Raw genomic sequence first — 26,120 nt, forward strand, 5'->3', positions numbered from 1 at the left:
GACGGTCTTTTATTTTCTGACTGTAAGTTTTTCTTCATTTATCAAAGACCCCAAAATGGAATCAATTACCAATGCTCGCAGGAGCGTTAATTCAAATGTAGATTTTCTCCCACTCGAAGGAACAGATTATATAGAGCTCTATGTAGGTAATGCTAAGCAGGCCGCGCATTATTATCGTACCGCTTTTGGCTATCAGCCGCTTGCATACTCCGGTCCGGAAACCGGAGATAAGAATAAAGTGAGCTATGTTCTGCGTCAGCAAAAAATAACGCTGATGCTTACTACAGCACTCCATGAGAAAAATACCATTGCCGACCATGTGTATCGTCATGGCGACGGAATCAAAGTGATAGCACTGCGTGTGGACGACGCCACCAAATCCTGGACGGAAACAACAAGCCGTGGCGGTAAGTCATCGATACCACCAACAGAATTCTCAGATAAGGATGGTAAAGTGATAATCAGCGGAATACATACTTATGGAGAGGTGGAGCATCTCTTTATCGAACGAAAGAACTATGATGGAGTATTTCTGCCGGGCTTCCGTAAATGGGAAACCCCTGATTTTAAGAATGAAGAAACAGGATTATTGCACGTTGATCACTGCGTCGGAAATGTAAACTGGAACCAGATGAACCCGTGGGTGAAATTTTATGAAGATGTTATGGGGTTCAGGAACATATTGAGTTTTGACGATAAAGATATCTCTACCGAATACTCAGCCCTGATGAGTAAGGTAATGAGTAACGGGAACGGGTATGTGAAATTCCCAATTAATGAACCTGCTGAAGGGAAAAAGAAATCACAGGTTGAAGAGTATCTGGAATTTTACAATGGGGAAGGGGTACAGCATGTTGCACTTGCTTCCAATAATATTATCCATACCGTATCGGAGTTGCAGAAACGCGGGGTAGAATTCCTACGGGTGCCCGCAGTTTACTATGAAGAATTATTGGATCGGGTGGGAGAGATCGATGAGTCTCTTGAGCCGTTGAAAGAGCTCGGAATCCTTGTTGACAGGGATGATGAAGGCTATCTTTTGCAGATTTTCACTAAGCCGGTCCAGGACCGCCCGACTATGTTCTTCGAGATAATTCAGAGAAAAGGTGCAAAAAGTTTCGGAAAAGGAAATTTTAAGGCACTATTCGAAGCTATTGAACGTGAACAGGAATTGCGAGGAAATTTATAAAATTGTCAAGATTATTCACATTTTAGTTTCAAATGTGGATATCAGGGATTATATTTAAGGAGGCTTAGCGGCTATTTTTGTACGATTCCTTTGCTTAGCACGATTAAGTTGAAGGTACCCATCATTATGAAAAGAAAACTGACAATCATTGTTTGTGTGCTCATTGTTGCGATAAGCGAGGGCAATGCGCAAAATTCCTTTGTGAATTATCAGAAGTCTTTTAATAAGGTGGCTGATGTTTTCCGCAGAAAAGAAGATACTCTTCGCAAGCAATTTGCTTCCAAAAAATTAGAGTGGCCGGCGAAAGACATTTACATCAGGTCTTTCAAATATGACAGTGAACTTGAAGTCTGGATACGTAACAATCCCGACGAGCAATACCAACTGTTCAAAGTTTATAAAGTTTGTGCTCTTGCTGGTTCACTGGGACCCAAAAGAATCCAGGGGGATTACCAGGTTCCGGAGGGTATATATTATATCAACGAATTCAAACACAATAGTGCCTATCACCTTTCACTTGGTTTGAATTATCCCAATGCATCAGATAAAGTACTTTCCGATATGTCGCAGCCTGGGGGTGATATTTATATTCATGGTAGTTGCGTTACCCAGGGATGTATACCGATCACTAATTCCCAGATTGAAGAACTGTATATTTTGTCGTCACATGCAAAAGGATCAGGACAGGATTTTATCCCTGTTCATATTTTCCCTGTGAGGTTTAATGTAGCCAAGAGTGTCGCTTTTCTTAATAATCAGACCAGAAATGATAACGAGCTGAAAGAATTTGAAGCGCGTTTAAAGCTTGTTTATGATCATTTTGAAAAAACAAAAAAACTTCCCGTAATAGCAGTTAATACAAGCGGGGATTACGTGATGTATTAAACTTCATATCACACTTTATCAATTCCATTTGAGCCTGAATTTTTCAGGCTTTTTTTATTACATAAACTGGTCAAATCCTGCATCAATCTGGTTACGTTTTTTTCCCAATCCTGAGGAGAAAAAACAGAAGATTTCAATATTGCCGAACTCGAAACATTCAAAATGTGGAAAAGAAATCCTTCCATTAAAGTAAATGAAACCTTCCTTGAAAATTTGCATACTAACATTAAATTATTCACTGCTGGAACTGCTGTTCGGACAGGTTCTCAGACCACATCATGCCTGTGCCAGTGGAGGCATATAAACCTTGTTAACTGATGACAGGATTTATATTTTGTATTTTGTATTCTTTAATCAATAATTGTGATTTGCCCCAGAGATTATTTATGCAAAAATTGCGTGGCGAAATCAATGTGGTTAGCGGCATTTTAATCTGCAGGCCTTCTGATTCGATTCCGCAGGAGGGAATTTTTATCCTATGTAAAAAGAACATATCGGCCTCCAAAGAGGTTCTTGAATTTATGGAGGACTATACGTCTGAAGTTTATATCCTTTACTTACAATATCTTATCCGAAGCCGTCCCGACCAAATTGATGATTTTCAGGATGCTTATATGAACAAAGCGCTGAAAACAGACGATGGCAAATTTATTTTTTATGTTCATGTCAGTTTTAAAAATAGCGAGGAATTAAAAATGGTTTTCAATCATTATGAAAATCAAGACGACTATACCGAGAGTTTTTTTTATTCGAAAGGAAATATTAATAAGAAACTGATCGCTAAACTGCTGCCCCGCAATTTTGGTCTGATGGATAGTATTACTTTTCCAGCGTTACAAAATGTGGAAAAAAATTGACAATTGTCATGTCGTATAAATACGCATTTTAAAAATATTATTTTGTAGAAATGATTGATAATTAGGCGACATTATTTTCAGTTGCCATACGAACTGGGAATATTTATTCACATTATATAATCCTTGTACAATTATTGCGTTTAAACATGGAAATACCAATATCCTCTGATCATACGACATGGTAGTCGTGAAACCATTTGATTCATCATTTTGAACACCGTTTGAAAATTCAATATTGAAAAACCAAACCTAGTTTTTAAGTTTTGCATAATCCACAAACCATCCGGATAGTGAAATTTTTAAAACTTATCAAGCTGACACATAAATGATGTATCTACCAGACTAGCGACCGGTTCTCCGGTCGCTTTTTTTACTACCACGTTGATATTACTTCATCAGCATCTGTATTGTTTCTGGAGTTTGCTGGCGGAGTAAAATTGTTTTGCCTGCAGAAAGTTTCTGAATTACTTCATCACTATAGTGCCTGATGGTTAAAAGTGTCAGATTTTTTTCAAGCTCTACGTCAAATAATTCAGAGGCTTTTATAGCGAGTTTTTCCAGCCTTTCGGGATTATCATCAATACATAAATGCATACTCACTGCTCCGCTTTGAGTAAGGTTGGGTTTGAGCTTAAGATCATTCAGCATCTGGTACAAAAGTCCTGCTGGCTTCTCATTCACGAAAGAGAAATCAGTTGTATGAAGATCCACCTTTACCTGGTTATATTTCCATATAATAATTGGCGGAAGTGAGTTGACAGCATTGTTATGAATAATCGTTCCGGGAAGACTCGCATCCAGGAAACATTTTACGATCAATGGAATTCCTTTGTTCTGCAAAGGTTTGATGGTTTTTGGATGAATCACCTGTGCACCATAATAAGCCATCTCTATTACTTCATCATAATTCAGTTCTTTCAGAAATACAGCATCCGGTTGAATTTTTGGATCTGCATTCATTACACCTTCCACATCCTTCCATATCGTTTGACTTTCCGCATTAAGGATATTTGCAAAAACTGCAGCGGAGTAATCGCTTCCTTCACGTCCGAGGGTAGTGCTTTCATTTTCATCGGTTGATCCGATAAATCCCTGCGTTACGACGAAGGGACACTTTTCAAATAACGGAATAACCTTTTCGATTACCTGCTTTGACGTGTAGTTCCAATTGATGCTGGCATCCCGGAAATTATCATCTGTTCTGAAAATATCTCTTACATCAATCCATTCATTTTTCAAACCAGCTTCTTCAAGGCTCGCACTGAATATCGTAGTGGATAATAATTCTCCGATGCTCACAATCTGATCGTAATAGTAATCATAATCACGAACGGGTTTATCATGCAAAAGCCATTCAACTTCTGTATAAAAAGACTCCAGTCTTTCTTCCGCTTTCAACGCTGTTTTTACAAGCAGGTATTTGGCCATATCCGAATGGGCTTTTTTTACCTGTCTGAATAGCTGAAGAGCTTCCTGGGAGTTTCCTGAATAAAACGCTTCAGCCACTTTCTCAAGCGAGTTCGTGGTTTTGCCGATTGCCGATACCACGATCAGAATTTTTTCATCCCTGTAACTGGTAAGGATTTTTGCCACATTCTGAATACGTTCAATAGAATTTACACTGGCTCCGCCGAATTTGAATACTTTCATATATGGTTAAACCGTTGGATAAAATCCGGTAATATCGTGCAAATTATTACTTATCCCAGATAAATAATGTAATCACAAGCCAGTGAATGGCCCTTAATTTCTGAAAAAACTTCAATGATTGTTTATGATGGTTAACCGAAAAATTTTAACGCTGGATGAATTCACTATACAACAGATGCGGGCCTTTCCTCACGCGACAGGAGAACTCTCAAATCTTCTTCGTGACCTGGGTCTTGCTGCAAAAAGAATCAATGTAGAAGTGAATAAAGCCGGGTTGGTAGACATATTGGGAGATGCAGGTGAAATCAATGTGCAGGGTGAAGATGTAAAAAAACTGGATGTATATGCAAATAACCAGGTAATGGGAGTACTGAAGCATGGAATCAGCTGCGCTGGTATTGGTAGTGAAGAGCTGGATGATTTTATCGCTTTTGATGATCCCGTCAGCAATAATTCAAAATATGTTTGCATGTTTGATCCGTTGGATGGAAGCGGAAATATCGATGTAAATGTTTCGATCGGAACCATCTTCAGCGTATATCGTCGGGTAACGCCAAAAGGTCAACCTGTTTCGAGAGAAGATTTTCTACAGGCTGGTATAAACCAGGTTGCAGCCGGATATATTGTGTACGGTTCATCAACCATGTTAGTCTATGCAACTAGGCGTGGAGTAAATGGATTTACGCTCGATCCATCCATCGGGGAATTTTCACTGAGTCATCCAAATATTCAATGTCCTGAATTCGGTAAAATATATTCGGTTAATCACGGAAATTTTTTTCAATACGAGAAACCCGTTCAGGATTACATACAGGTCTGTCAGCAAAAAACAAAAGAAACCGGTGGCCCGTATACGCAACGATATATCGGCAGTATGGTTTCTGATCTCCATCGTAACCTGATTAAAGGTGGTATTTTTATGTACCCCGCAACAAAAGATAAACCGAAAGGGAAATTGAGGTTACTTTATGAATGTAACCCGTTTGCATTTATTGTGGAAGTAGCTGGTGGAAAAGCAACCAATGGAAAGGTGAGAATACTGGATATCGTGCCAACAGAATTACATCAGCGAAGCACCCTGTTTATTGGAAGCAAAGGAATGATGGAAGAACTTGAATCTTTTTTGCAAAGAGAAAATGCCTGAAATTACAGACTATACCGCAGTTCATGCCAAAGCCTTTTACGATCTCAACAGGAAATGGCTGGATCAGTTTAATCTCACTGAAAGTCATGACCTGATGATTCTTGATGATCCACAGGGAACGATTATCGATCGGGGTGGAGCAATTTTTGTTGCTGTGGAAAAAGATGAAGTCATCGGAACTGCAGCAATTATCAAAGAAGGAGATCATGGTTTTGAATTGGCAAAAATGACTGTCGCGGAGGCGCATCGCGGGAAAGGAATAAGCAAAATGCTGATTGAGAAATGTATTGAAAAGGCAAAAAAACTTGGTGCTGATCATCTTAGCCTATTTTCAAATCATCGTTTGAAAGAAGCTATAAAACTTTACGAGAAATATGGTTTCGAGCATCGTGAAGTAAAAGATGCGCCTTTCGAAACAGCCGATATTTCAATGATTTTGTACCTGTAAAATCCGGATAACTATTAAACTGGTTAAAATACAACCGGTAAAATTGATAAGTATTATTTTCGCAACGACTAAAAATGGATATGTGTTACCCTTTAGGAGGCTTCTATCCAATATCTGATCTTAAAAATCGAATATGAAAAAAACTTTTGTGCTCTCTGTATTTGTCGTATCAGGATATGCTCTCTTTGCCCAGACTACAAAACCCGCAAATAAACCCGTATCAAAACCGGCAGGATCAACAAAGCCAGCATCTGTGGCAGGCTCTTCTTCTGGATTGAAAACGACTATGGACAGTTGTAGCTATGCTATTGGTATGCTGGACGGAAATTTTTTCAAGATGCAGGGGGTGACTGAGATTAATGCCAAAATGCTCGGCCAGGGATTTGAAGATATGCTGAAAAATAAACCATTAATGAGTCCTGAACAGGCGGATCAGCTGATCCGTCGTGAGCTCTCAAAAATGGCGAAGAAAAAAATTCAGCCGACCATTGATGAAGGTGAAAAATTTCTCGCTGAAAATGCGAAAAGACCTGGCGTGAAACAGACTGCCAGCGGCCTGCAATATGAAGTATTAAAAGAAGGATCGGGGGAACATCCGGTACCCACGAGCATTGTTAAGGTACATTATACCGGTACACTGATTAACGGTCAGAAATTCGATAGCTCAAGAGATAGAGGTCAACCATATGAAACTGCTTTAACTGATGTGATCACGGGATGGACTGAAGGCGTTGGTCTGATGACTCCCGGATCAAGATATATGCTGTATGTCCCTTACCCCCTCGGTTACGGTATTCAGGGAAGTGGCGCGATCCCGGGAGGAGCAGCATTGATTTTCGATGTTGAACTTGTTGAAATTGTAAAGCTATAATATGCCTGAAACGATAGACCTGAGATATCCTATTGGAACCTTTCAACCTGTTGCATATTCAGATAAAATCCGCGAGAGCTGTCTTGCTGATATAAGGTTTTTACCCCAGGCACTCGAAGCTGCTGTTCAAAACCTGGACGAGCATCAGTTACAAACACCATATCGCGAAGGAGGATGGAACGTCAAGCAGGTTGTACATCACGTGGCGGATAGTCACATGAATGGCTACACGAGAATCAAACTCGGTTTGACTGAAGATTTCCCAACGATAAAACCTTATGACGAAGTTGCCTGGGCGAATTTGGCCGATATAGACGAGGTTCCCATCAACGTTAGTCTCACTTTGTTACATGCACTACACCAGCGTTGGTTTGTAATAGTGAATAATATCAGGCAGGATGAGTGGGAAAGAAAAGTATTTCATCCGGAAAGCAAAAAGGAAATGTCTGTCTGGTACCTGTTCACGCAATATGCCTGGCATGGTCGCCATCACACGGCACATATAAATCGATTGAGGGAGAGAATGGGATGGGGTTGAACCACGGAAATCAAAGTTCATAAGTTTGAGACTAGAAGGAGAGACAACGCATGCGTTGTGCGAATTCAAAACCTGACTGTGTAAAGGTGTTGAAACTACTCATCACTGTCATTGTGATCACGAACTATAAACTAAAACTATCAACTGCTACTTACTCCTCACTACCATAATGGAATGGAAAACGCTTAAATCAGAATACCTCTTCAAAGACCTATGGTTTACTGTGCGCAAAGACACGTGCGAAAGGCCTGACGGAAGAATCGTGTCGCCATATTATGTATATGAATTTCCAACCTGGGTGACGGCTGTGGCTTTGACAAAGGATAGCCAATTCATTTTTGAAAGACAATATCGTCATGCATTAGGTAAAACAATACTGGAGATTCCTGGTGGATGTGTGGATGATACGGATGCAAGTCTCGAAGATGCTATCAGAAGAGAAATGCTCGAAGAGACCGGTTATCAATTTGAAAAAATGGAGTATCTCGGCGGAGTATCTGCCAATCCTTCAACACATAATAATCTGATGCATTATTTCCTGGCGACAGGCGGTGAAAAAGTCACTGTTCAGGAACTTGATGCGAATGAAGATATCGAAGTACTACTGCTCAGCCTGGATGAAGTGAAATCTTTACTCAGAAATAAAGAGATTGTCCAAAGCATGCACGTGACTGCGCTGTTTTATGCTTTGGAAAAACTGGGTGAAATCGACTACTGATTACCGGTACGCTGTTATTTCAATTTTTAACTGCCTTTGAATTTCACTTTTCGTTTCCGTTCAACCGTCTGTTTAGCCGCCGGGAAGAGAATCTGCATTCCTGTAAAAATTTACTTAACAAATGTGAAACAAATGAATTACATTTATTTTGTTAAGCAAATTCTATAAAATGATTGACCATTCTCTCGGCGAATTTGAAGAACTCGTTTTATTAATGGTGGCGGCTTTGCATGACGAAGCTTATGGGGTTTCGATACTGGATGAGCTCGAGGCAAAACTTGGGAAATCATTAAACATAAGCGCCGTTCACGTGGCTTTGAAGCGGATGGAGAACAAGGGATTTGTAAGGTCCCGTTATGGCGGGATTACCAGTGATCGCGGTGGCAGGAGGAAAAAATATTATGTAGTTACTGCACTCGGAAAGAAAATGCTGGATACTCAATACGAATTGAGAAACAGTATCTATAAACGCATTCCCAAAATTTCTTTCGGATGATTCGGCCACCAGCAAAAGCATCTGCATTTCTCCGATGGTTTTGTCGGGAAGATTGTATCGAAGAAGTCGAGGGTGACCTGATCGAAATTTTTGATAAAGAGGCAATACAATTCCCTCAAAGGGCCAGGTGGAAATTTGTTTGGTCCGTTATTAAACATTTCAGACCGGAATATATAAAACCGCTTGGAAAGTTTAATCTTAAAACAATCGCCGTGCATAAAACTTATTTCACCATCGGTTGGCGCAACTTACTGCGCCAGAAGGGCTACTCAGCTATTAATATTGGCGGTCTTGCCATCGGAATGATGGTGGCAATTTTAAATGGATTATGGATCTTCCACGAATTGTCCTACAATCAATATTTCGAAAATTATGATCGCGTTGCTCAGGTTGCGGAGTCGGGAATCCGGCAGGAAAATGGGGAACCGTACCTGGCCACAACAATGACATTTCCTTTAAGCACCGCTCTGAGGGAAAATTACAATCAGCATTTCAAGCATGTTGTAAGAACAACATTTTCAATGGAAAAAATTCTTACTGCCGGAGATACAAAAATTTTGTCGGCAGGTTTATCTGCTGATCCGGAAATTGCTGAAATGCTGACATTGAAAATGATCAGAGGTAACCGCAAGGCATTGGAGCCAATGCATTCAATAATATTATCGAAATCAATTGCAATCGCGTTGTTCGGTGATGCGGATCCAATCAATAAAACCGTGCGACTCAATAACAGCAGTGATGTAAAAGTAACGGGGGTGTATGAAGATTTTCCCGGGAATACGACATTCAGTGATGTAAAATTTTTTACTCCATGGAGTTTGTTTGTTACCGAAAACAAATGGATCCAGCAAAGAGCTTTAACAGATTGGAGAAATCATTTTTTAAGAATCTATGTTGAGGTTCCCGAAGATCAGACCTATGATGTTGTATCGGGTAAAATCAGGAACGCACTGCATTTTGCACCTGAAGATATCGAACAGAGAAAAAAAGAGAATGCCGCTTTGACTCTTTATCCTATGAGTGACTGGCACCTGCATCCAACTTACGTTCGGCAAGGCCAGATGCAACCTTTACTCATGATCAAATTGGTAGGAGCGATTGGAGCATTTGTATTGTTTTTAGCATGTATCAACTTTATAAATCTCAGCACAGCCCGGGCCGAAAAAAGAGCAAGAGAAATCGGCGTCCGCAAAACCATTGGTTCCGACCGAAGCCGTTTAATAACACAGTTTTTTACTGAATCATTTTTAATCGTTGTGCTCTCTTTTGCTGTTTCGTTAATGCTTACAATACTTATTCTTCCGCTATTTAATAAAATTACAACTGACCAGGTTCGAATCCCTTTTACCAGTGCATGGTTCTGGGTTTCGGTGATACTGATCATTTTTATTACAAGTCTGCTCGCAGGTTTTTATCCAGCGATCTATCTCTCATCATTTAACCCCATCAGGGCATTGAAGGGGTCACTTAAAACGGGTAAGATAACATCTATTCCCAGGAAAGTCCTGGTAGTTTTCCAGTTCTCCATATCTGTGATCCTGATCATAGGTACGGCGGTTGTATATCGCCAGATCCAGTATGCAAAAGATCGCCCGGTTGGATACGATCGCAATGGCTTGATAATGGTACATAAAAGAACTGATGATTTTACAGGCAAGTATCAGATTCTCCGGGATGAATTAAAAAAAACGGGAACGGTTTATGAAGTTTCGGAATCGATGGGGCCCGCAACTCAAATGTATTCTAATAACAACGGATGGCAGTGGGGAAACCATGAGCCAAACTGGGATCAAAGTTTCGGAACACTTGCGGTTTCTGCTCTTCATGGTAAAACCATTGGATGGGAATTTATCCAGGGGCGCGACTTCGACCCTGCGATTCTCACAGATTCATCAGGAATTGTTATCAACGAGTCCGCTTTAAAATTTATGGGTCTGGAAAATCCCATAGGCGAACCCGTTAGTTGGTATTGGTGGACTGATAAGAGCCGTGTATTAAATTATAAAATTCTCGGAGTGATTAAAGATCCGGTTATGGAATCCCCTTACGGCTCTACTGAACCGGCGATATTTTTTCTGAAAGGACATAATGGGTCCACCAGCTGGATCAACATTAAAATCGATCCAAAGGTTAGTATGAGTAAAGCTTTACCGGTTGTCGAAAAAGTATTTAAGAACATTGTACCAGCAGTACCGTTTGAATACGAGTTTGCCGACGAGGAATACGCACGCAAGTTCGGTAAAGAAGAAACAATAGGAAACCTGGCGACTTTCTTCGCAATACTTGCTGTGCTTATCAGTTGTCTTGGTGTACTGGGACTAGCTTCATATATGGCTGAAACCCGTGTCAAGGAAATTGGTATTCGAAAAGTACTTGGTGCGTCTGTTGCAGGACTGTGGCGTCTGCTTTCTGTTGATTTTGTATGGCTGGTTTTGATCGCCTGTCTGATTTCGGCCCCGGTTGCCTATTTGCTGATGAATCAATGGTTGCAGAAATTTGAATACCGCACAGGAATTTCATGGTGGCTATTCGTTGAAACAGCCGTTTGTGCTACAGCAATTACACTCATCACCATAAGTTACCAGGCAATCAAGACAGCAAGATTGAATCCAGTGAAAACGTTACGGTCAGAATAGTTCCTCTGATAGTTACGTGAACAAGGAATATTAGGAATTGAAATAAATCAATTAAAATTTAGCAGTATTAACTTCGCCAACAAGGAACACACTGCCGCAAACTAAAATGAGATCATTGTTTTTTGAATGATTTTTTGCAGACTGAATAGCAATATTCACATCGGCAAATATGTCACCTGTCAGATGGTATTCGCTGGCTTTTTGTTGAAGCTCAGTTTCAGAAAGTGCTCTTGGAATCTGTGCTTTTGAAAAATAATACCTTGCAGTTTTTGGTAACAGATTCAATACCGGATTTATATCTTTATCACGAACCATGCCTAACACAATGTGCAGGTTTTCGTAATTCATTAACTCGAGTTGAGTAACTACCTGCCTGACTCCCGCTTCGTTGTGTGCTACATCAAGAATGATATCGGGCTTTTGATGGATCAGTTCCCATCGACCATGAAGTCCTGTAAATTTTTTCACATTTTGCAATCCGGACTTTATGTGCTCTTTGCTGATATTAAATCCACGCTTGTGCAGTATCGGTATCGCAGAAAGTACCGGTAGTAAGTTTTTGGTCTGGTAAAATCCGGTGAGGTCAAGTTCGATGTTTTGCCTTTCGTGAATTAACTCATCTTCCACAGTCACTGTCAAATGATGATGTTCATATTTCCAATCTGCGACCATATATTGCTGATCGGCAAAAATTAAAGGAGAGGAACATTCGTCTGCTTTTTCTTTAAAAACATCTTTGGTTTGAACATCAGTTTCTCCAACAATTACCGGTGTATGCGGTTTTATGATGCCTGCTTTTTCTCCCGCGATCTTTTTCAGCGAATCTCCCAGGATATTTGCATGATCCCAGCTGATATTGGTGATGATAGATAACTCAGGTAAAATGATGTTCGTGCTGTCAAGTCTTCCACCCAAGCCCGTTTCAATAACGGCAACATCTACCCGCTTTTCCGCAAACCAGTAAAACGCCATAGCTACCGTCAATTCGAAAAAACTCGGTTCGATTTTATCGATCAGTGGCTTTACTTTTTCCGTGAAATCAACCACAAATTCTTCATTGATCATTTCACCATTGATCCTGATCCGTTCCCCGAAATGAACCAGGTGTGGCGAAGTGTACAGACCCGTCAAATATCCTGCTGATTGCAGAACGGAAGCCAGCATATGACTTACAGATCCTTTGCCATTTGTGCCGGCAATATGAATTGATCTAAATTGATTCTGCGGATTACCAAGAGCATCGCAAAGCGCAATTGTATTTCCCAGGTCTTTTTTATAAGCTGCGGTTCCGATACGACTGAACATCGGAAGACGTTGATAGAGAAAATCGAGGGTTTCCGTATAAGTCATTTACAGTAAGGAGTAAAAGTCAGGAGCAGTGAAAAGTGTAAAGATAAGCGTAGAAGGTTTAAACTCGAAAGTTTAAAGTGGTGGGTGATAGGTGTTACGGGTATCAGTTTGGAGTAAGGACGGGATCAAAAATATACGCTCTGTAACCCTTTTACCAGCTTAAAAATTTAAAAGAAATTCTCTGCTACGATTTTTTGAAAGACTAATTTTTCAATCTGAAATTGAAAATGATGGTACCGAGTTGTTCGTCACTACCCGTTGAAGTTGCATTCATTTTTAACTGCCTTGCTTTGCGAAGTGCGATCTCGCGCATGCCTGCGTCGGATGTTGTAGAGCCGCGGGGCTGATAAGTTGCACTTAAAACATTTCCTGCTTTATCAACACGGATATCAACAGCAACTTTTGCATTTTCATTAAACTCATCTTCAAAAGAAGGCAGACTTCTGAAAGATCGACCTGTCAATCCGCGTGAAATGGAAACACCACTCTTACCTGAGCCACCACTCCCGGTATAACTATCAGAATCCGGATTGCCGTTTATTTTGCCCTGGTCACCCTTACCACCAGCTACCCCCTGGTTTTTACTGTTATTCCAGGTATCTGCATTGTTACCACCGCTTCCGGATCCGTCACCTCCCTTATATACATTCTTTGGTTTTGGCGGAGCCGGCTTTGGATTATCCACCACCTGTGGCTTTGTTGTCGTTGGTTTTACCGGTGCAGCATTTTCCTTTTCGGGAACTTTTGTCGCTTTGGGCTCTGGTTTAACGGGTTTGGGAATCACAGCTTCCGGAGCTTCTTTATCGTTATCGTTAGTTTCCACTTCTTTCAAAGGATCCGCAGCAGTAACCTGGGTCCTGGGAGGAGTGTTGACTTCCTTTTCCTCTGCAGCCGGAGGCCCGGGAATTAAAGGTTGCACATCACCTATCCCTGTCTCGCTGTTTCCCAGATTTACTTCAATTCCTTCTTCTTCCGGAATCTGCTGAGGTGCAGGAGGAGCCCAGGATATTATTAAGGCCAGAAAAATCAACAGACCACAGATGATACCTGTGATGGTGCCGGCTTTCAGATTCTTTTGTCTTTCGAAATCGTTCATGAGATGGGTAGTAAGTACAAATCTAAAACCTATTATGTTAGGAGTATGCGAAAAAAGTTATCAGATGACATTAGTTGGCTGGTAGTGAGTTCAAAGTTCATTGTTCATATTTTGAAACAGCCAGCTGAACGGTAATAGTTTGAAAGACGCACCGATTACCTATCCTTACTTCACTTTTTACAATATATTAAACGTTCTGCACTTATGCTGATAACTGGCAACCGGCAATTTATCATCAATGCGCAAAATCAGCTGCAAAATCCCCTTTGATCCGCTCTATTGGCGGATTGAAATAGCCATATTTCAGATCAGGAAACTCTTCTTTTAATTCCTTCATTATATTGGCAATACCGAATGCATTTCCCGTGTCAGTCACACGAATCTTTCCGAGATACCAATCAGGATCAATGTTAAAATTTCTCCACTGGATCATTTTCAAACCTGTTTCGCGGATCAGCTTACGCAGCGCTTCATATTCTTCTTCGCTATCAGTCATACCAGGGAACACAAAATAGTTGATAGAGGTCCATCCACCGAAGCTGTTTACCACTTTCAGGCTTTCCACAATATCTTCGAACACGTAGTTATTAGGGAGGTAATATTTTTCATAAATATGTTTCCGCGCAGAGTTGGTACTTACACGAATAGAATTCAATCCCGCTTCGCATAACTTTCGCACTGCATCGGGTTTTGAGCCATTTGTGTTTATATTGATACTTCCCTTTGAAGTATGTTTACGCATTTCGGTTATGCTTTCCCGGATCGTTTCCCACATGAGCAAAGGTTCGCCCTCGCAACCTTGTCCAAAACTGACAATCGGATAGGGCGCCGTCTCCAGGTGAGGCACGGTAAATTCAACGATCTCTTCGGCAGACGGTTTGAACTGAAGTCTGTCCTGTGTCGAAGTAATCGTTTCATCCGAAGGTTGAAAAGAAATACAGCCGATGCAATTGGCATTACATGCCGGTGATGAAGGCACCGGACATTCCCATCTTCCTATAAAAAAATTTCTTGCGGCAGGACAGTGATAAGTAAGACAGCAATTTTCTGCAAGATGTTTTACAAGTCTGTTATGCGGATAGGCTTTCAGCAATTTTTCCACACCGTGTTCAATCTCATTCTCGTGATATCCTGCAGATTCCTGGCGGATATCCTGTTCAATCCTCAACGCAGTCACATAAAATTGATTGTTAAACCATCCGGCTGCAGTGTAACAAAACAAAGGCAATGTTTCCGCTTCGGGTTTTGATTCAAAAGCTGCGAGGTATAGGCCAGTGTGCGCCGGGGGGATAAAAGCAGCAACGGCCCATCCTTTTTCGCAAAGCCGCATCTCACCGGTTCTGACATCAATGCCTATTCCGCGCCGATCGGGTAGTTCGTATAAGGAACCGCCTTCGGGAAGAGGGATCCATGAAGCGAGTTCTACTTCAAAAGCATCCCAACCGCTTCGCCCGATCGCGTACAATGACCTGTCTTCAAAAATATTACCCTTTCCGTCAGAATACAGCACGAACGGGGATTTGCGCAAAAAACTCATGCGCAAATTTAGTTCAAAGTTTAATTTTTAGAATTGAAAGTTTGGTGGCAAGGCGGGAGTAAAGAGGCAGAAGGCAGGAGTGAACAGCCGGCTTTTAAAACTATAATTTTAAAAATACGCGGCAGGCAATAGATATCCCGGTACAAGCGATTAAAAAAATCAAAAAAAATATTAGCGCACAATTTGAAATTGGAGTAACACAGAATCTCATTAATATGAGAAAAAATGATCTGCTGCTCTGCCCGGTGCCTCAGAAAATGAAAATGAAATATGAACTAATTCTTCAAATAGTATCCTTTATACTGACTAATAATCTCCAGGTCATCCACTGAAAGTTCTCTATTGAGTTCGTACCTGTAGATCTTTTCTGAGCGAGTGATCATTATGATTTCGGCGTTCGTTATTTCCACATCAGTAATTTCCACCCAGGGAATAAAGATATCGTTGGGAATCCCGGGAATGTTGATGCCTAAGTGTTGTATTGAAATTCTCTCTTTGTCGATCGTTTTTTTCTCATTGTAAAAAAGGTAAATAAATGATCCTGCGACGATGGCCTGGATAATTCCTGCAATCCAATCCTGTCTTATTAAAAGCAAAATGCAAAAGGTAGAAAATACAATTACCTCAGTGAGTCTGAAAAACAAGTTGAATCTTGGCGAATCCGACATCAGATCTTTTCCGGCGACAATCAACACAAGTATGTCTGCAGCTACCAATAACTGAGCCCAGAAATAAAACCTGCTCGCATCGGGGAGCTGAACGTAAAGAAATGCATTTGCAACAATCAGGATAGCAGCTAACAGATGCAGAGGTCTTCCTGCTTTTTTTACCTGCTGAAAATCCGGATGGATTACGGAGACGGCAATTGGACTCATATGCAGCTTTTCGACTGTGATGCGTTAGGTAACAGATTCCATAAAAGGTTATGTAATTATTTCCAAACGAATCCCGGGGTAACCGGTAATTCAATCTGCCAATCAAATATTTCTTTTACTCTTCACGTATGCATTGAACTCCGGCTCACTGACGCGGGAATCTTCAGCCAGCTCCAATTGAAGAAGTTTATTTCCGGCCAGCTCAATACTTAACAGTCCATCTTTTAAAATAAGGTGTTGTATTTCCTGCCACATGATCTGCCGTTTCCATAAAGAAATCAGCTCGATTCCTTCCTCGCCAATACTCACTTTTGTAGGACGGGCCAATCTGTAAGCAACAAAAGCCAATACTAAAAACAAAATCCCCATGAGGTTAAAAAGCGGAATCAATATTAGTGCAAGTCCGATGATGAGAAGAGTGAAATGTCCCGGAATCCTGAATTTCACAGTGAATATATTCCAGAAAAACATTGAGGTGATCAATATTGCTGCGATCAGGTTGAGAATGCTCAGGTCCCTGTAATACCGAACGAGGAAAATTATAATGCCGAGAATAATAAGAAGATTGATTGTAGTACGCTGTCTTTTCGCAGATTGATCTCTTACAGAAAAAACATATTGATGGGCGGCCATAAAAATCTAATTGGAAGCCACCATGAAATGACACAATTTGAACAGTACCCTCGCACCGACATTCTCATCCCATTCATTACTGCTGATACCCGTTTCGCTGAGATCAAAACCGATCAGCTTTTTGCCGCTGGAGATGAGTTTTTTTAAAAGAAAATTGATCTCATCAAACTCAAACCCGCCTGGTACTGGTGTGCCTGTATAGGGGCAAAGTTTCTGATCAAGACCATCGATATCAAAACTCACATATACTTTTTCCGGTAATTCTGAAACAATGTCTTCAGCGATCCTGTTCCAGGTCTCGCCACAGTATATACGCTCTCTGATCTGTTTACTTGTAAATGCTGAAATTCTACCTTCACTTTTGTTAATATATTGAAATTCACCATCACTGAAATCGCGGATACCGGTTTGTACTACTTTTGTTACCTGGGGAATTTCCTTAAGTACATTGTACATGATAGAAGCGTGAGAGTGGGTAAAGCCTTCGTAGGCTTCGCGAAGGTCGCAATGGGCATCTATTTGCAGGATCCCAAACGATGAGTGATTTTCTGCAAGTGCTTTTAGAAATCCTAAAGCTGTACTATGGTCTCCGCCAACAATTCCAACAAGTTTTCCCTTTTCTAACAACTCTGAGGTCTGGTCAAACACCCATTTGTTCAAAAACATGCTACCCTCATTGACTTCCTTAAGGGTTTTACACATGAACTTATTATTGGAGATATTTTCACCCTGGGAAATATAATTGATATAGAGTTCAGCTTCTTTGCGCAGATAATCGCTTTTGAGCAGGATCTTCTTATCGGCCTCGCGCATATAGAAACCTTTTTTCCATACATCGCGCATATCCTCATCAAATATATCGATCTGAAGTCCTGATTTAAACATCCTTTCCGGCGCACGGGCAGTTCCGGCTTTATAACTTACAGTAACTTCCCAGGGAACAGGTACCAATACCAGGCTGGCATCATCTTCGGTAAAAGGGAGGCCAAATATGTTGTTATTGGGGTTGCCAGCTGCGTTGTGGTCAAATAGCGAAAGATCAGCCATAATAGCTCGAAAATTATTGACAATTCCGCCAAATCGAATCTTGCGGTTTTCTACAGGAAAGGGTGCAAGTTAGTTTAGATTGGGAAAGCACCAAAAAATAGAAATTGCAGGGTTAGTCTATTTCCCGGAAATCCCCCGTCGTTATTCCAATTGGAGAGTCCGGGAAAGCCAATGTTAATAACTAACCCCTAAATTCTAATCCCAGCTTTAACAATCTTTATCCATGTATTGAAATTTCGACTGCATTTTTCAACTAAATTTGCAATGCTTTTAACAAAGCAGACTCATGAAGAAACTGCAGATCATTATGCTCGTGGCGATTGCCGTGGTTATTGCCGGGTTAATAACCATGATGCAGGATATTTCCACTTATGATTCGATCGCTTCGGCAAGAAACAAAGAAGGAAAATTTGTACACCTGATTGCCAAACTGGATAAGACCAGTCCGGTAGAGTATGACCCGATCAAGGACCCCAATTACCTGAGCTTTTACGCCATTGATTCGCTGGGTTCAAAAACAAAAGTTGTCTATCTTAATTCCAAACCGACGGAGTTTGAACACAGCGAGCGCATTGTACTTAAAGGTAAAATGCAGGGAGAGGTTTTTCAGTGTAAGGAAATTCTCCTGAAATGTCCTTCCAAATACAAAGACGATCCTACTCAGCAAATGAAGCAATTGAATACTTCATCATCAGAGGCAAATACGCCTGCAACCGATGAAAAGAAGTATTAATTTATACTCCCTGAACCTATATCATGCCGTACGAAGGTGAACATTTAGTTATTGGCCAGATCGGCCACTTTGTCGCATTGCTGGCATTTGCAGCATCACTGGTTGCGACAATGGCATTCTATAAATCGACAGTTGCCAGAACACCCATTGAGGCAGAAAGCTGGAAGAAAATGGGACGAACGGCGTTTGTACTGAATGCAATTGCTGTATTTGCCATTTTTATTACCCTCTACCTGATCATCTATAATCACTACTTCGAGTATAAATATGCGCATCAGCATTCCAAACGCAGCCTGGATATGCAATACCTGCTGAGTTGTTTTTGGGAAGGACAGGAAGGAAGTTTTATGCTCTGGAGTTTCTGGAACAGTGTGATTGGTTTGGTTTTGTTGCGCACCGCTAAACAGTGGGAAGCACCAGTAATGACGATGGCATCACTGGTACAATTGTTCCTTGCAACATTTTTAACCGGTATCTATTTCTTTGATGTAAGGCTGGGTTCAAGCCCGTTTGTACTGATGAGGAATGAATTTCCCGACGCCGAAATATTCAAAGACCCTCAGTATCTCATCAAATATCTTCGCGATGGAAACGGATTAAATATTCTCCTGCAGAATTACTGGATGGTCATTCATCCACCTATTGTGTTTCTCGGTTTTGCTTCATCGCTGGTACCATTTGCTTATGCAGTAGCAGGGCTATGGAAAAATGATCATAAAGGGTGGATTTCTCCCGCAATGCCCTGGGCTCTTTTCTGTGGTGGAGTACTCGGCCTTGGTGTGATGATGGGAGCAGCATGGGCATATGAATCACTGACCTTTGGGGGTTACTGGGCCTGGGATCCGGTTGAAAATGCATCAATGGTGCCCTGGCTAACGCTGGTTGCAGGCATTCATACAATGCTGATTTTCCGTAGTACCGGGTTTTCACTCAAGGCAACCTATCTTTTTATTCCGATCAGTTTTCTGCTGGTCATTTATTCTACTTTTCTTACACGTACCGGCGTGTTGGGCGACACTTCAGTACATTCTTTTACCGGGGAAGGCAACTCACTTTACTGGCATCTTTTATTAATGATAGGCGTTTTTGCCGCAATACCGGTAATACTTTACATACGCAGAAGGAAGTCCATACCTGTTGTAAGGAATGAAGAAAACATGCATTCGCGTGAATTCTGGATGTTTGTAGGATCGCTTTTGTTTTTTGTTGCGGCGATATACGTCATCATACTTACATCGCTGCCTTTTATCAACAAACTTTTCGGGACCCAATGGGCGATCGGGGAGAATGTAGAATACGTGTACAACCGTGTAATGATCATGGTGGCATTGGTTATCACATTTCTCTCTGCATTTGGTCAGTTTTTAAAATACAAAGGCACAACTCGCCAGTACTTTATTTCAAAAATAGCTTTACCAGCAATTATTGCAATTGTTGTGTCAGCTATCATCAGTTTTGTTGGTGGAATTGACTACGACAGACATGGCGCTGGATTTCTGGTTGCTATTCATCTTTGTTTGTGGGCGGCCATTTTTGCTGCAATCGCGAATGGAGCTTACATATTTTCTGTACTCAAAGGGAATCTCAAAGCTGCTGGTGCAGCAATCGCCCATGTTGGCTTTGGGATGATGATTGTAGGCATTTTAATTTCCTCTGCGAATAAGGAATTGCTCTCTTTGAATCGTACAGGTATTGCGATGCCTGGACTAAAGGATGCTAAAGGAAGAGATGAAAATCCACTGGAAAACCTCACTTTGATCCATGGCATACCAACGCCAATGGGAAAATACATGGTGACTTACGAAGGTGATTCAACGGAAAAGAAAAACAACAGGGTATATTTCAAGATCCGATTCAGCGAACTTGATTCTACGGGCAACAGCAAAAAGGATTTCTATGTACAGCCCAATGCTTTCCTCGTAAAATCAGGTGAGGGCACCAATCTTTCATCGAACCCCGGATCAAAACATTATATCCACCACGACGTATTCGTTTATATTACCTCATGGTTGAATCCTGATAACATTTCCGATACTGCAACATTCAGGATGAGAACAGTCAAAGCCGGAGATACTGTTTTCTACTCCAACGGGTTTGCCGTAGTCAACAGGATTATTTCTGCTAACAAATATGACAACAAAGATTTGCCGGTGGTAGACAGTGCATGGCTTTCAGAAGTATCGGTGTATGCAAAGGATGGAAGAGAGTTCCAGGTACAGCCGGCTTATTTTGTAAAGGACAATCAGCCTACCGTTAAAACTGATACTGTCATATCTCAGAGCGTAATCTTCAACCTGATTAAAAAGAATTCCGGCGAAATTCAGGTCGGAATAAAAGAATCCGATGCTGTTATGCGCTATATCACCTTAAAGGCATTCAATTTCCCGATGATCAACCTTCTTTGGTTAGGAACGATCTTCATGGTCATTGGATTTATGGTGAGCATGGTTTACAGATTTAATCGTACGCGGATCGGGTGAGGAGCAGGTAACGTTCCACTTAAAATCTTAACAGTTCAACCTCAATGTTTTCGTGGAATGGTTATGAATTCCTGAGTTATTGAAGTAATTTGTTGTCTGATGCAAATTGGAGCCTGGAAACATACCATGTCAACCCTCACATGTGTACTGATGTTTTTATTCATCGGTTCATCATCTTTTGCTCAGGAAACCAGCTCCGGACGAAATGATACTTTAAGTGTTCCCATTATTATTGTTGGACAGGATACCATGACCTATGCAGAATTGCAGGGGGTTTACGTATGGGGGAAAATGACTCCTGAACAAAGAGAAAAATACAGGAAGTGGACGCGGTTACGTAATGCCGTCTACGTTACTTATCCCTATGCAAGAAAAGCCAGTTTGATATTTATCGACATTAATGAACATCTCGCGAATATACCTGACCCAAAGCAACGGAAAGCGTATATCCGAAGCCGTGAAAAAGAATTAAAAAAAGAATTCGGTGATCCCCTGACGAAGCTCTCCGTCTACCAGGGGAAAATTCTGATGAAGCTCATCAATCGCCAGACAAAAAATACCTGCTATGAAATCATCAGAGAATACAAGGGCGGAGCCTCTGCACAGTTCTGGCAATCTATCGCCTGGCTGTTCGGCAGCAGTCTGAAGCAACATTACAATCCCAATGATGAAGATGCGGAAATGGAACCGATCGTTCAGGAAGTGATGAGGATGTACCATGATAGCTGATGTTTTACACCTGCCTGCCGGCAAAGGCAGGTTCAACGTTAAACGTGCCTTATCTTCGTAAAAATTTTGCGTCTTCAACCATGAAACTTGACATACTCGCCATTGGCGTTCATCCTGATGATGTTGAACTTGGCTGCTCCGGTACTTTACTCAATGAACAACGTCTGGGCAAACGCACAGGAATTATTGATCTTACTCAGGGAGAATTAGGAACAAGAGGTACAATTGAAACACGCTATAAAGAGGCGGCTCTGGCGGCACAACACATGAAAGTGCTGACGAGGGAAAATCTTAAAATGCGTGATGGTTTTTTTGTCAATGACGAAAAACACCAGTTGCAACTGATTTCCGCAATCAGGAAATTTCAACCTGAAATCATTCTTGCAAATATCCTTGACGACAGACATCCGGATCATGGACGCGCAGGGCACCTGATCAGGGACGCGGCGTTTCTTTCCGGTCTTGCAAAAATCGAAACGAAGGATGAAAACGGTGTCGCACAAACGAAATGGCGACCTAAATATGTTCTTCATTATCTGCAGGATTGGTATCACGAACCTGATCTGATCATTGACATCAGTGAGTCCTTCGAGGAAAGGATGGAGGCGATTAAAGCGTATTCAACGCAATTCTTCACTGACCCTTCAGGGAATGAAGGTCCGCAGACTTATATCTCCACTCCTGATTTTCTCGACAGCGTAATTGCAAGGGCACGAATGTTGGGGAAACGCATCGGAGTTAAATATGGCGAAGGATTCATCACAGAAAAAAAGATCGGAATAAGCCGGTTGGATGCACTGGTGCTTAATGAAACCTAAACGTTAAACGTTCGACGTGTAACGTAAAACGTTGTATTTTTGCCGCTCAAATTCAGATCATGGGAAAAGTAAAAGTTGGGCTGGTGCAGATGAGCTGTACTGCAGACAAACAGGCGAATCTCGACAAGGCAGTTGCAAAAGTTCGCGAAGCTGCCGCAAAGGGAGCACAGATCGTTTGCCTGCAGGAATTATTCACCTCGCTTTATTTCTGTGATGTTGAGGATTACGAAAATTTCAAACTGGCGGAGCCAATTCCTGGTCCTTCCTCCGAGGCGCTTGCTAAAATAGCTGGTGAACTTGGTATTGTAATTATTGCTTCCCTTTTTGAAAAAAGAGCACAAGGTATTTATCATAATACCACAGCTGTTCTTGATGCTGATGGAAAGTACATTGGTAAGTACAGGAAAATGCATATTCCTGATGATCCCGCTTATTACGAGAAATTTTATTTCACTCCTGGCGATCTCGGATATAAAATATTTGATACCAGGTTCGGAAGAATTGGTGTGTTGATTTGCTGGGACCAATGGTATCCGGAAGCATCACGCATTACTGCACTGATGGGAGCAGAGATCCTGTTTTATCCTACCGCGATCGGATGGGCAGCATCTCAGGATGAAGCTACAAACACGGAACAATATGGCGCATGGCAAACGATACAGAGAAGTCATGCTGTAGCCAATGGTGTTCATGTGGTGAGTGTAAACCGGGTAGGTCTTGAACAGAATGGCGCTATGAAATTCTGGGGAGGTTCATTTATTGCAAATCCGTTTGGCACAATTTTATACCAGGCTTCCCATGATAATGAGGAAGTAATTGTTCATGAAATAGATACCCGGTCGACAGACCGTTACCGTACACACTGGCCGTTTCTCCGCGACAGGAGAATCGATTCCTATCAGCCGATTACAAAGCGATATATTGATGAAGAGGTAGGGTAGTGCGATAGTATTTTCTGACCATTTTCAAACTGAAATCAAGAGTGAAGCATCTTGTTCCGGAAACTGATCTGAGCATTACGCCCAAGGCAGCTGGATATTATTTCCCTGCAGAATTCGCTACGCATGAAGCAACCTGGTTGAGCTGGCCACATAAGGAAGCGAGCTGGCCCGGAAAAATCGATGCGATCTTTCCCTATTATTCATATTTCGTTAAAAAACTTGCTCAAAGTGAAAAAGTCAGGATCAATGTTGGTTCTGAAGACATGAAAAACTTTGCGATCAGTCAGCTGTTGAATGCAGACGTGAATATGATGTCAGTGGAATTCTTTATGCACCCAACAAATGATGCATGGTGCAGAGATCATGGACCTGCCTTTCTTATTAACCCAAATGCACGCGAAAAAAAAGCGGTGGTGGATTGGGGCTATAATGCATGGGGAAATAAATATCCCCCGTTCGATCTTGATGATGTCATTCCAACACTGGTTGCACAGGCTTTGGGTTTACCCGTATATCATCCGGGGATCGTAATGGAAGGTGGCTCGGTTGAATTTAACGGGGCAGGGACTGTACTTACGTCAACCTGTTGTTTACTAAATGAAAACAGAAATCCACATCTTACTCAGCAACAGATCGAACAATTCCTGCTTGATTACTACGGACAGGAACAGGTTCTTTGGGTGAAAGAAGGCATAGTCGGCGATGATACTGATGGTCACATTGATGATACTGTTCGTTTTGTAAATGAAGACACGGTGATTACAGTTATCGAAGAAAAAAAATCTGATGAAAATTACGGGTTGCTGCAAACCAATTTGAGAGACCTGGGAAAAATGCGCTTGTTGAATGGCAAACAACTCAATATTGTGGAACTTCCCATGCCTGATGCTGTGGTTTGGGAAGATCAGCGTTTGCCTGCATCCTACGCAAATTTTTACATCGCCAACAGGTTTGTGATTGTTCCCACTTTCCGCAGCGATAAAGACGAAAGAGCTATCAGAATAATTGAAGCCTGTTTCCCTGACCGGGAAGTAATCGGAATCGATTCTACTGAAATTATATGGGGATTGGGAAGTTTTCATTGCCTGAGTCAGCAGGAACCGTTGGTAGGTCAGAAGTAGTTCATGTCCTGCCTTCCGGCCGGAAGGTTCATTGTTCAGCTATGAAATTCAGATGTATCTGATAAATAGCAGGCATCGTTAAAAGAGGATTTCTGGGTAAGAAGTGAGTTCACGCAATTTCTTATTTACAACCAATAACTACGGCTGTTGCCTCCTGCCTCCCGACCCCTGCCTGCCAACTAATTCATTACCTTTGCTGCGCTTTAGGATTTTGCCCGGCATGCAACCGGGATTCCTCGAGATTGGAATTAAAATCACCTCATGGCAGTATTACACAACCGCGTTTCCCGCAAGGAACTGAAAGAGCGCGCAATTCTGGACAACACACCCCGCACAACCATTTCATTTTACCGGTATACAGCCATACCGGATCCCCAACATCTCCGCGATGAATGGTACAAAAAACTAAATGGTCTTAAGGTTTTTGGCAGGATTTACATTGCAACTGAAGGTGTAAATGCGCAGATCAATGTGCCGGTAAATGAACACAAAAATTTCATCGATTTTTTAAACTCACAGCCGGGTTTTCAAGATACGAGACTCAACAAAGCGGTGGAAGAAAGTCCAAATTCATTTTATGTTCTGGATATTAAAGTAAGGAAAAAAATTGTTGCTGACGGGATCGAAGATCCTGCTTTTGATATGCAGAACAAAGGTGGTTATGTTAATGCGGAAGAGTTTAATAAACTGACAACAGATCCTGAAACTGTTATCGTGGACATGCGCAATCACTATGAGTTTGAAGTTGGTCACTTCATAAATGCGATTGAAGTACCCAGCGATACATTTCGCGATCAGCTGCCGATGGTAGTGGAAATGCTGGAAGAAAAGAAAGATAAAAACATCATTATGTACTGTACGGGCGGCATACGCTGTGAAAAGGCAAGCGCATGGATGTTGCACAAAGGATTTAAAAATGTCTTTCACCTGGAAGGGGGAATTATTAATTATAGCAAACAGGTAAAGGAGGGGTCGCTTGAAAATAAATTCATTGGAAAGAATTTTGTTTTCGATGAGAGATTAGGCGAACGTATTACAGACGATATTCTCGCTCAATGTCATATCTGTGGTCAACCATGCGATACACATATTAACTGCGCTAACAGTGGTTGCCATTTGTTATTTATTCAGTGCGAAAGTTGTAAAGAGAAACTCCAGGGTTGTTGCAGTAATGAATGCCTTGATTTTATCAATCTTCCGTCAGAGGAACAAAAAGAAAGAAGAAAAGGAAAAGATAAAGGCAGGAATATTTTCAACAAATCAAGGCAGCGGATGGAAGAAATAAAAAAGGCATCCGAAAAGGACACCTGAGATTTTTCTGGAAAATT

The 26,120-nt window shown here is 41.4% G+C and carries 24 protein-coding genes; 17 read left to right on the forward strand and 7 right to left on the reverse strand.

The genetic code is table 11. The annotated features are described in order from the left end of the window. Positions 1 to 55 precede the first annotated feature (55 nt). The 3 genes from hppD to P2W82_RS02490 all read left to right on the forward strand — a co-directional run bounded on the left by hppD (position 56) and on the right by P2W82_RS02490 (position 2,931). Positions 56 to 1,189: a 4-hydroxyphenylpyruvate dioxygenase gene (gene hppD / locus P2W82_RS02480; protein WP_336514252.1), complete on the forward strand. Its 1,134-nt coding sequence runs from the start codon at positions 56 to 58 to the stop codon at positions 1,187 to 1,189. Positions 1,190 to 1,315: 126 nt separating this feature from the next. After that, positions 1,316 to 2,074 (forward strand): L,D-transpeptidase family protein, encoded by a 759-nt coding sequence (locus P2W82_RS02485; RefSeq protein ID WP_336514253.1) that lies wholly within the window; start codon positions 1,316 to 1,318, stop codon positions 2,072 to 2,074. A 317-nt stretch (positions 2,075 to 2,391) separates the two neighbouring features. After that, positions 2,392 to 2,931: a hypothetical protein gene (locus P2W82_RS02490; protein WP_336514254.1), complete on the forward strand. Its 540-nt coding sequence runs from the start codon at positions 2,392 to 2,394 to the stop codon at positions 2,929 to 2,931. 387 nt (positions 2,932 to 3,318) lie between these two features. Here the strand turns inward: P2W82_RS02490 and P2W82_RS02495 are convergent, their stop codons facing one another. Next, entirely contained in the window at positions 3,319 to 4,581 is a 1,263-nt protein-coding gene (locus tag P2W82_RS02495; protein WP_336514255.1) for an aspartate kinase, read from the reverse strand. Positions 4,582 to 4,705: 124 nt separating this feature from the next. Between P2W82_RS02495 and fbp the strand changes: the two genes are divergently transcribed. The 7 genes from fbp to P2W82_RS02530 all read left to right on the forward strand — a co-directional run bounded on the left by fbp (position 4,706) and on the right by P2W82_RS02530 (position 11,432). Beyond that, positions 4,706 to 5,725, forward strand: coding sequence for a class 1 fructose-bisphosphatase (gene fbp / locus P2W82_RS02500; RefSeq protein ID WP_336514256.1), 1,020 nt, complete (start codon positions 4,706 to 4,708; stop codon positions 5,723 to 5,725). Further along, positions 5,718 to 6,173, forward strand: a complete 456-nt coding sequence (locus tag P2W82_RS02505; RefSeq protein WP_336514257.1) for a GNAT family N-acetyltransferase — start codon at positions 5,718 to 5,720, stop codon at positions 6,171 to 6,173. The genes fbp and P2W82_RS02505 overlap by 8 nt, the downstream gene beginning before the upstream one ends. 133 nt (positions 6,174 to 6,306) lie before the next feature. Then, positions 6,307 to 7,044 (forward strand): FKBP-type peptidyl-prolyl cis-trans isomerase, encoded by a 738-nt coding sequence (locus P2W82_RS02510; protein WP_336514258.1) that lies wholly within the window; start codon positions 6,307 to 6,309, stop codon positions 7,042 to 7,044. Position 7,045: 1 nt separating this feature from the next. Next, positions 7,046 to 7,582 carry a YfiT family bacillithiol transferase gene (locus P2W82_RS02515; RefSeq protein ID WP_336514259.1) on the forward strand — a complete coding sequence of 179 codons (537 nt, stop codon included), beginning with the start codon at positions 7,046 to 7,048 and terminating at the stop codon, positions 7,580 to 7,582. A gap of 169 nt (positions 7,583 to 7,751) precedes the next feature. After that, complete coding sequence (locus P2W82_RS02520; RefSeq protein WP_336514260.1) at positions 7,752 to 8,300, forward strand: NUDIX hydrolase; 549 nt, start codon at positions 7,752 to 7,754, stop codon at positions 8,298 to 8,300. Between the two features lie 169 nt (positions 8,301 to 8,469). Next, on the forward strand, positions 8,470 to 8,796 hold the full coding sequence (locus tag P2W82_RS02525) for a PadR family transcriptional regulator (protein ID WP_336514261.1): 327 nt from the start codon (positions 8,470 to 8,472) through the stop codon (positions 8,794 to 8,796). Next, positions 8,793 to 11,432: an FtsX-like permease family protein gene (locus P2W82_RS02530; RefSeq protein WP_336514262.1), complete on the forward strand. Its 2,640-nt coding sequence runs from the start codon at positions 8,793 to 8,795 to the stop codon at positions 11,430 to 11,432. The genes P2W82_RS02525 and P2W82_RS02530 overlap by 4 nt, the downstream gene beginning before the upstream one ends. Positions 11,433 to 11,483: 51 nt before the next feature. On the opposite strand, the gene P2W82_RS02535 is transcribed toward P2W82_RS02530, so the two are convergent. The 6 genes from P2W82_RS02535 to P2W82_RS02560 all read right to left on the reverse strand — a co-directional run bounded on the left by P2W82_RS02535 (position 11,484) and on the right by P2W82_RS02560 (position 17,970). Next, positions 11,484 to 12,782, reverse strand: coding sequence for a bifunctional folylpolyglutamate synthase/dihydrofolate synthase (locus P2W82_RS02535; RefSeq protein ID WP_336514263.1), 1,299 nt, complete (start codon positions 12,780 to 12,782; stop codon positions 11,484 to 11,486). A gap of 202 nt (positions 12,783 to 12,984) precedes the next feature. Continuing rightward, the gene (locus P2W82_RS02540; RefSeq protein WP_336514264.1) at positions 12,985 to 13,878 is read right to left on the reverse strand and encodes a hypothetical protein; all 894 of its coding nucleotides are present in this window, start codon (positions 13,876 to 13,878) and stop codon (positions 12,985 to 12,987) included. A gap of 235 nt (positions 13,879 to 14,113) precedes the next feature. Next, a complete protein-coding gene (locus P2W82_RS02545) occupies positions 14,114 to 15,388 on the reverse strand; it encodes a radical SAM family protein (protein ID WP_336514265.1) in 1,275 nt (424 codons plus the stop codon). A 302-nt stretch (positions 15,389 to 15,690) separates the two neighbouring features. Beyond that, positions 15,691 to 16,290, reverse strand: a complete 600-nt coding sequence (locus tag P2W82_RS02550) for a hypothetical protein (protein WP_336514266.1) — start codon at positions 16,288 to 16,290, stop codon at positions 15,691 to 15,693. Positions 16,291 to 16,392: 102 nt separating this feature from the next. Continuing rightward, positions 16,393 to 16,923, reverse strand: coding sequence for a hypothetical protein (locus P2W82_RS02555; protein WP_336514267.1), 531 nt, complete (start codon positions 16,921 to 16,923; stop codon positions 16,393 to 16,395). A 6-nt stretch (positions 16,924 to 16,929) separates the two neighbouring features. Continuing rightward, on the reverse strand, positions 16,930 to 17,970 hold the full coding sequence (locus tag P2W82_RS02560; RefSeq protein ID WP_336514268.1) for an agmatinase family protein: 1,041 nt from the start codon (positions 17,968 to 17,970) through the stop codon (positions 16,930 to 16,932). A gap of 286 nt (positions 17,971 to 18,256) precedes the next feature. Here P2W82_RS02560 and P2W82_RS02565 point away from each other — a divergent pair, with 286 nt between their 5' ends. The 7 genes from P2W82_RS02565 (at position 18,257) to trhO (ending at position 26,103) form a co-directional block, all read left to right on the forward strand. Further along, positions 18,257 to 18,703, forward strand: a complete 447-nt coding sequence (locus P2W82_RS02565; protein WP_336514269.1) for a cytochrome c maturation protein CcmE domain-containing protein — start codon at positions 18,257 to 18,259, stop codon at positions 18,701 to 18,703. Positions 18,704 to 18,726: 23 nt separating this feature from the next. Then, positions 18,727 to 21,183: a cytochrome c biogenesis protein CcsA gene (gene ccsA / locus P2W82_RS02570; RefSeq protein WP_336514270.1), complete on the forward strand. Its 2,457-nt coding sequence runs from the start codon at positions 18,727 to 18,729 to the stop codon at positions 21,181 to 21,183. Positions 21,184 to 21,282: 99 nt separating this feature from the next. Then, the gene (locus tag P2W82_RS02575; protein ID WP_336514271.1) at positions 21,283 to 21,912 is read left to right on the forward strand and encodes a DUF4294 domain-containing protein; all 630 of its coding nucleotides are present in this window, start codon (positions 21,283 to 21,285) and stop codon (positions 21,910 to 21,912) included. 80 nt (positions 21,913 to 21,992) lie between these two features. Next, complete coding sequence (gene bshB1, locus P2W82_RS02580) at positions 21,993 to 22,730, forward strand: bacillithiol biosynthesis deacetylase BshB1 (protein ID WP_336514272.1); 738 nt, start codon at positions 21,993 to 21,995, stop codon at positions 22,728 to 22,730. A gap of 59 nt (positions 22,731 to 22,789) precedes the next feature. Beyond that, positions 22,790 to 23,671, forward strand: a complete 882-nt coding sequence (locus tag P2W82_RS02585; protein ID WP_336514273.1) for a carbon-nitrogen hydrolase — start codon at positions 22,790 to 22,792, stop codon at positions 23,669 to 23,671. 41 nt (positions 23,672 to 23,712) lie between these two features. Further along, a complete protein-coding gene (locus P2W82_RS02590; protein WP_336514274.1) occupies positions 23,713 to 24,792 on the forward strand; it encodes an agmatine deiminase family protein in 1,080 nt (359 codons plus the stop codon). A gap of 261 nt (positions 24,793 to 25,053) precedes the next feature. After that, the gene (gene trhO, locus P2W82_RS02595; RefSeq protein ID WP_336514275.1) at positions 25,054 to 26,103 is read left to right on the forward strand and encodes an oxygen-dependent tRNA uridine(34) hydroxylase TrhO; all 1,050 of its coding nucleotides are present in this window, start codon (positions 25,054 to 25,056) and stop codon (positions 26,101 to 26,103) included. The last annotated feature ends 17 nt before the right edge of the window (positions 26,104 to 26,120 follow it).

Origin of the sequence: Pollutibacter soli, assembly GCA_029269725.1 — a bacterium.
Taxonomy (GTDB): Bacteria; Bacteroidota; Bacteroidia; order Chitinophagales; family Chitinophagaceae; genus Pollutibacter; species Pollutibacter soli.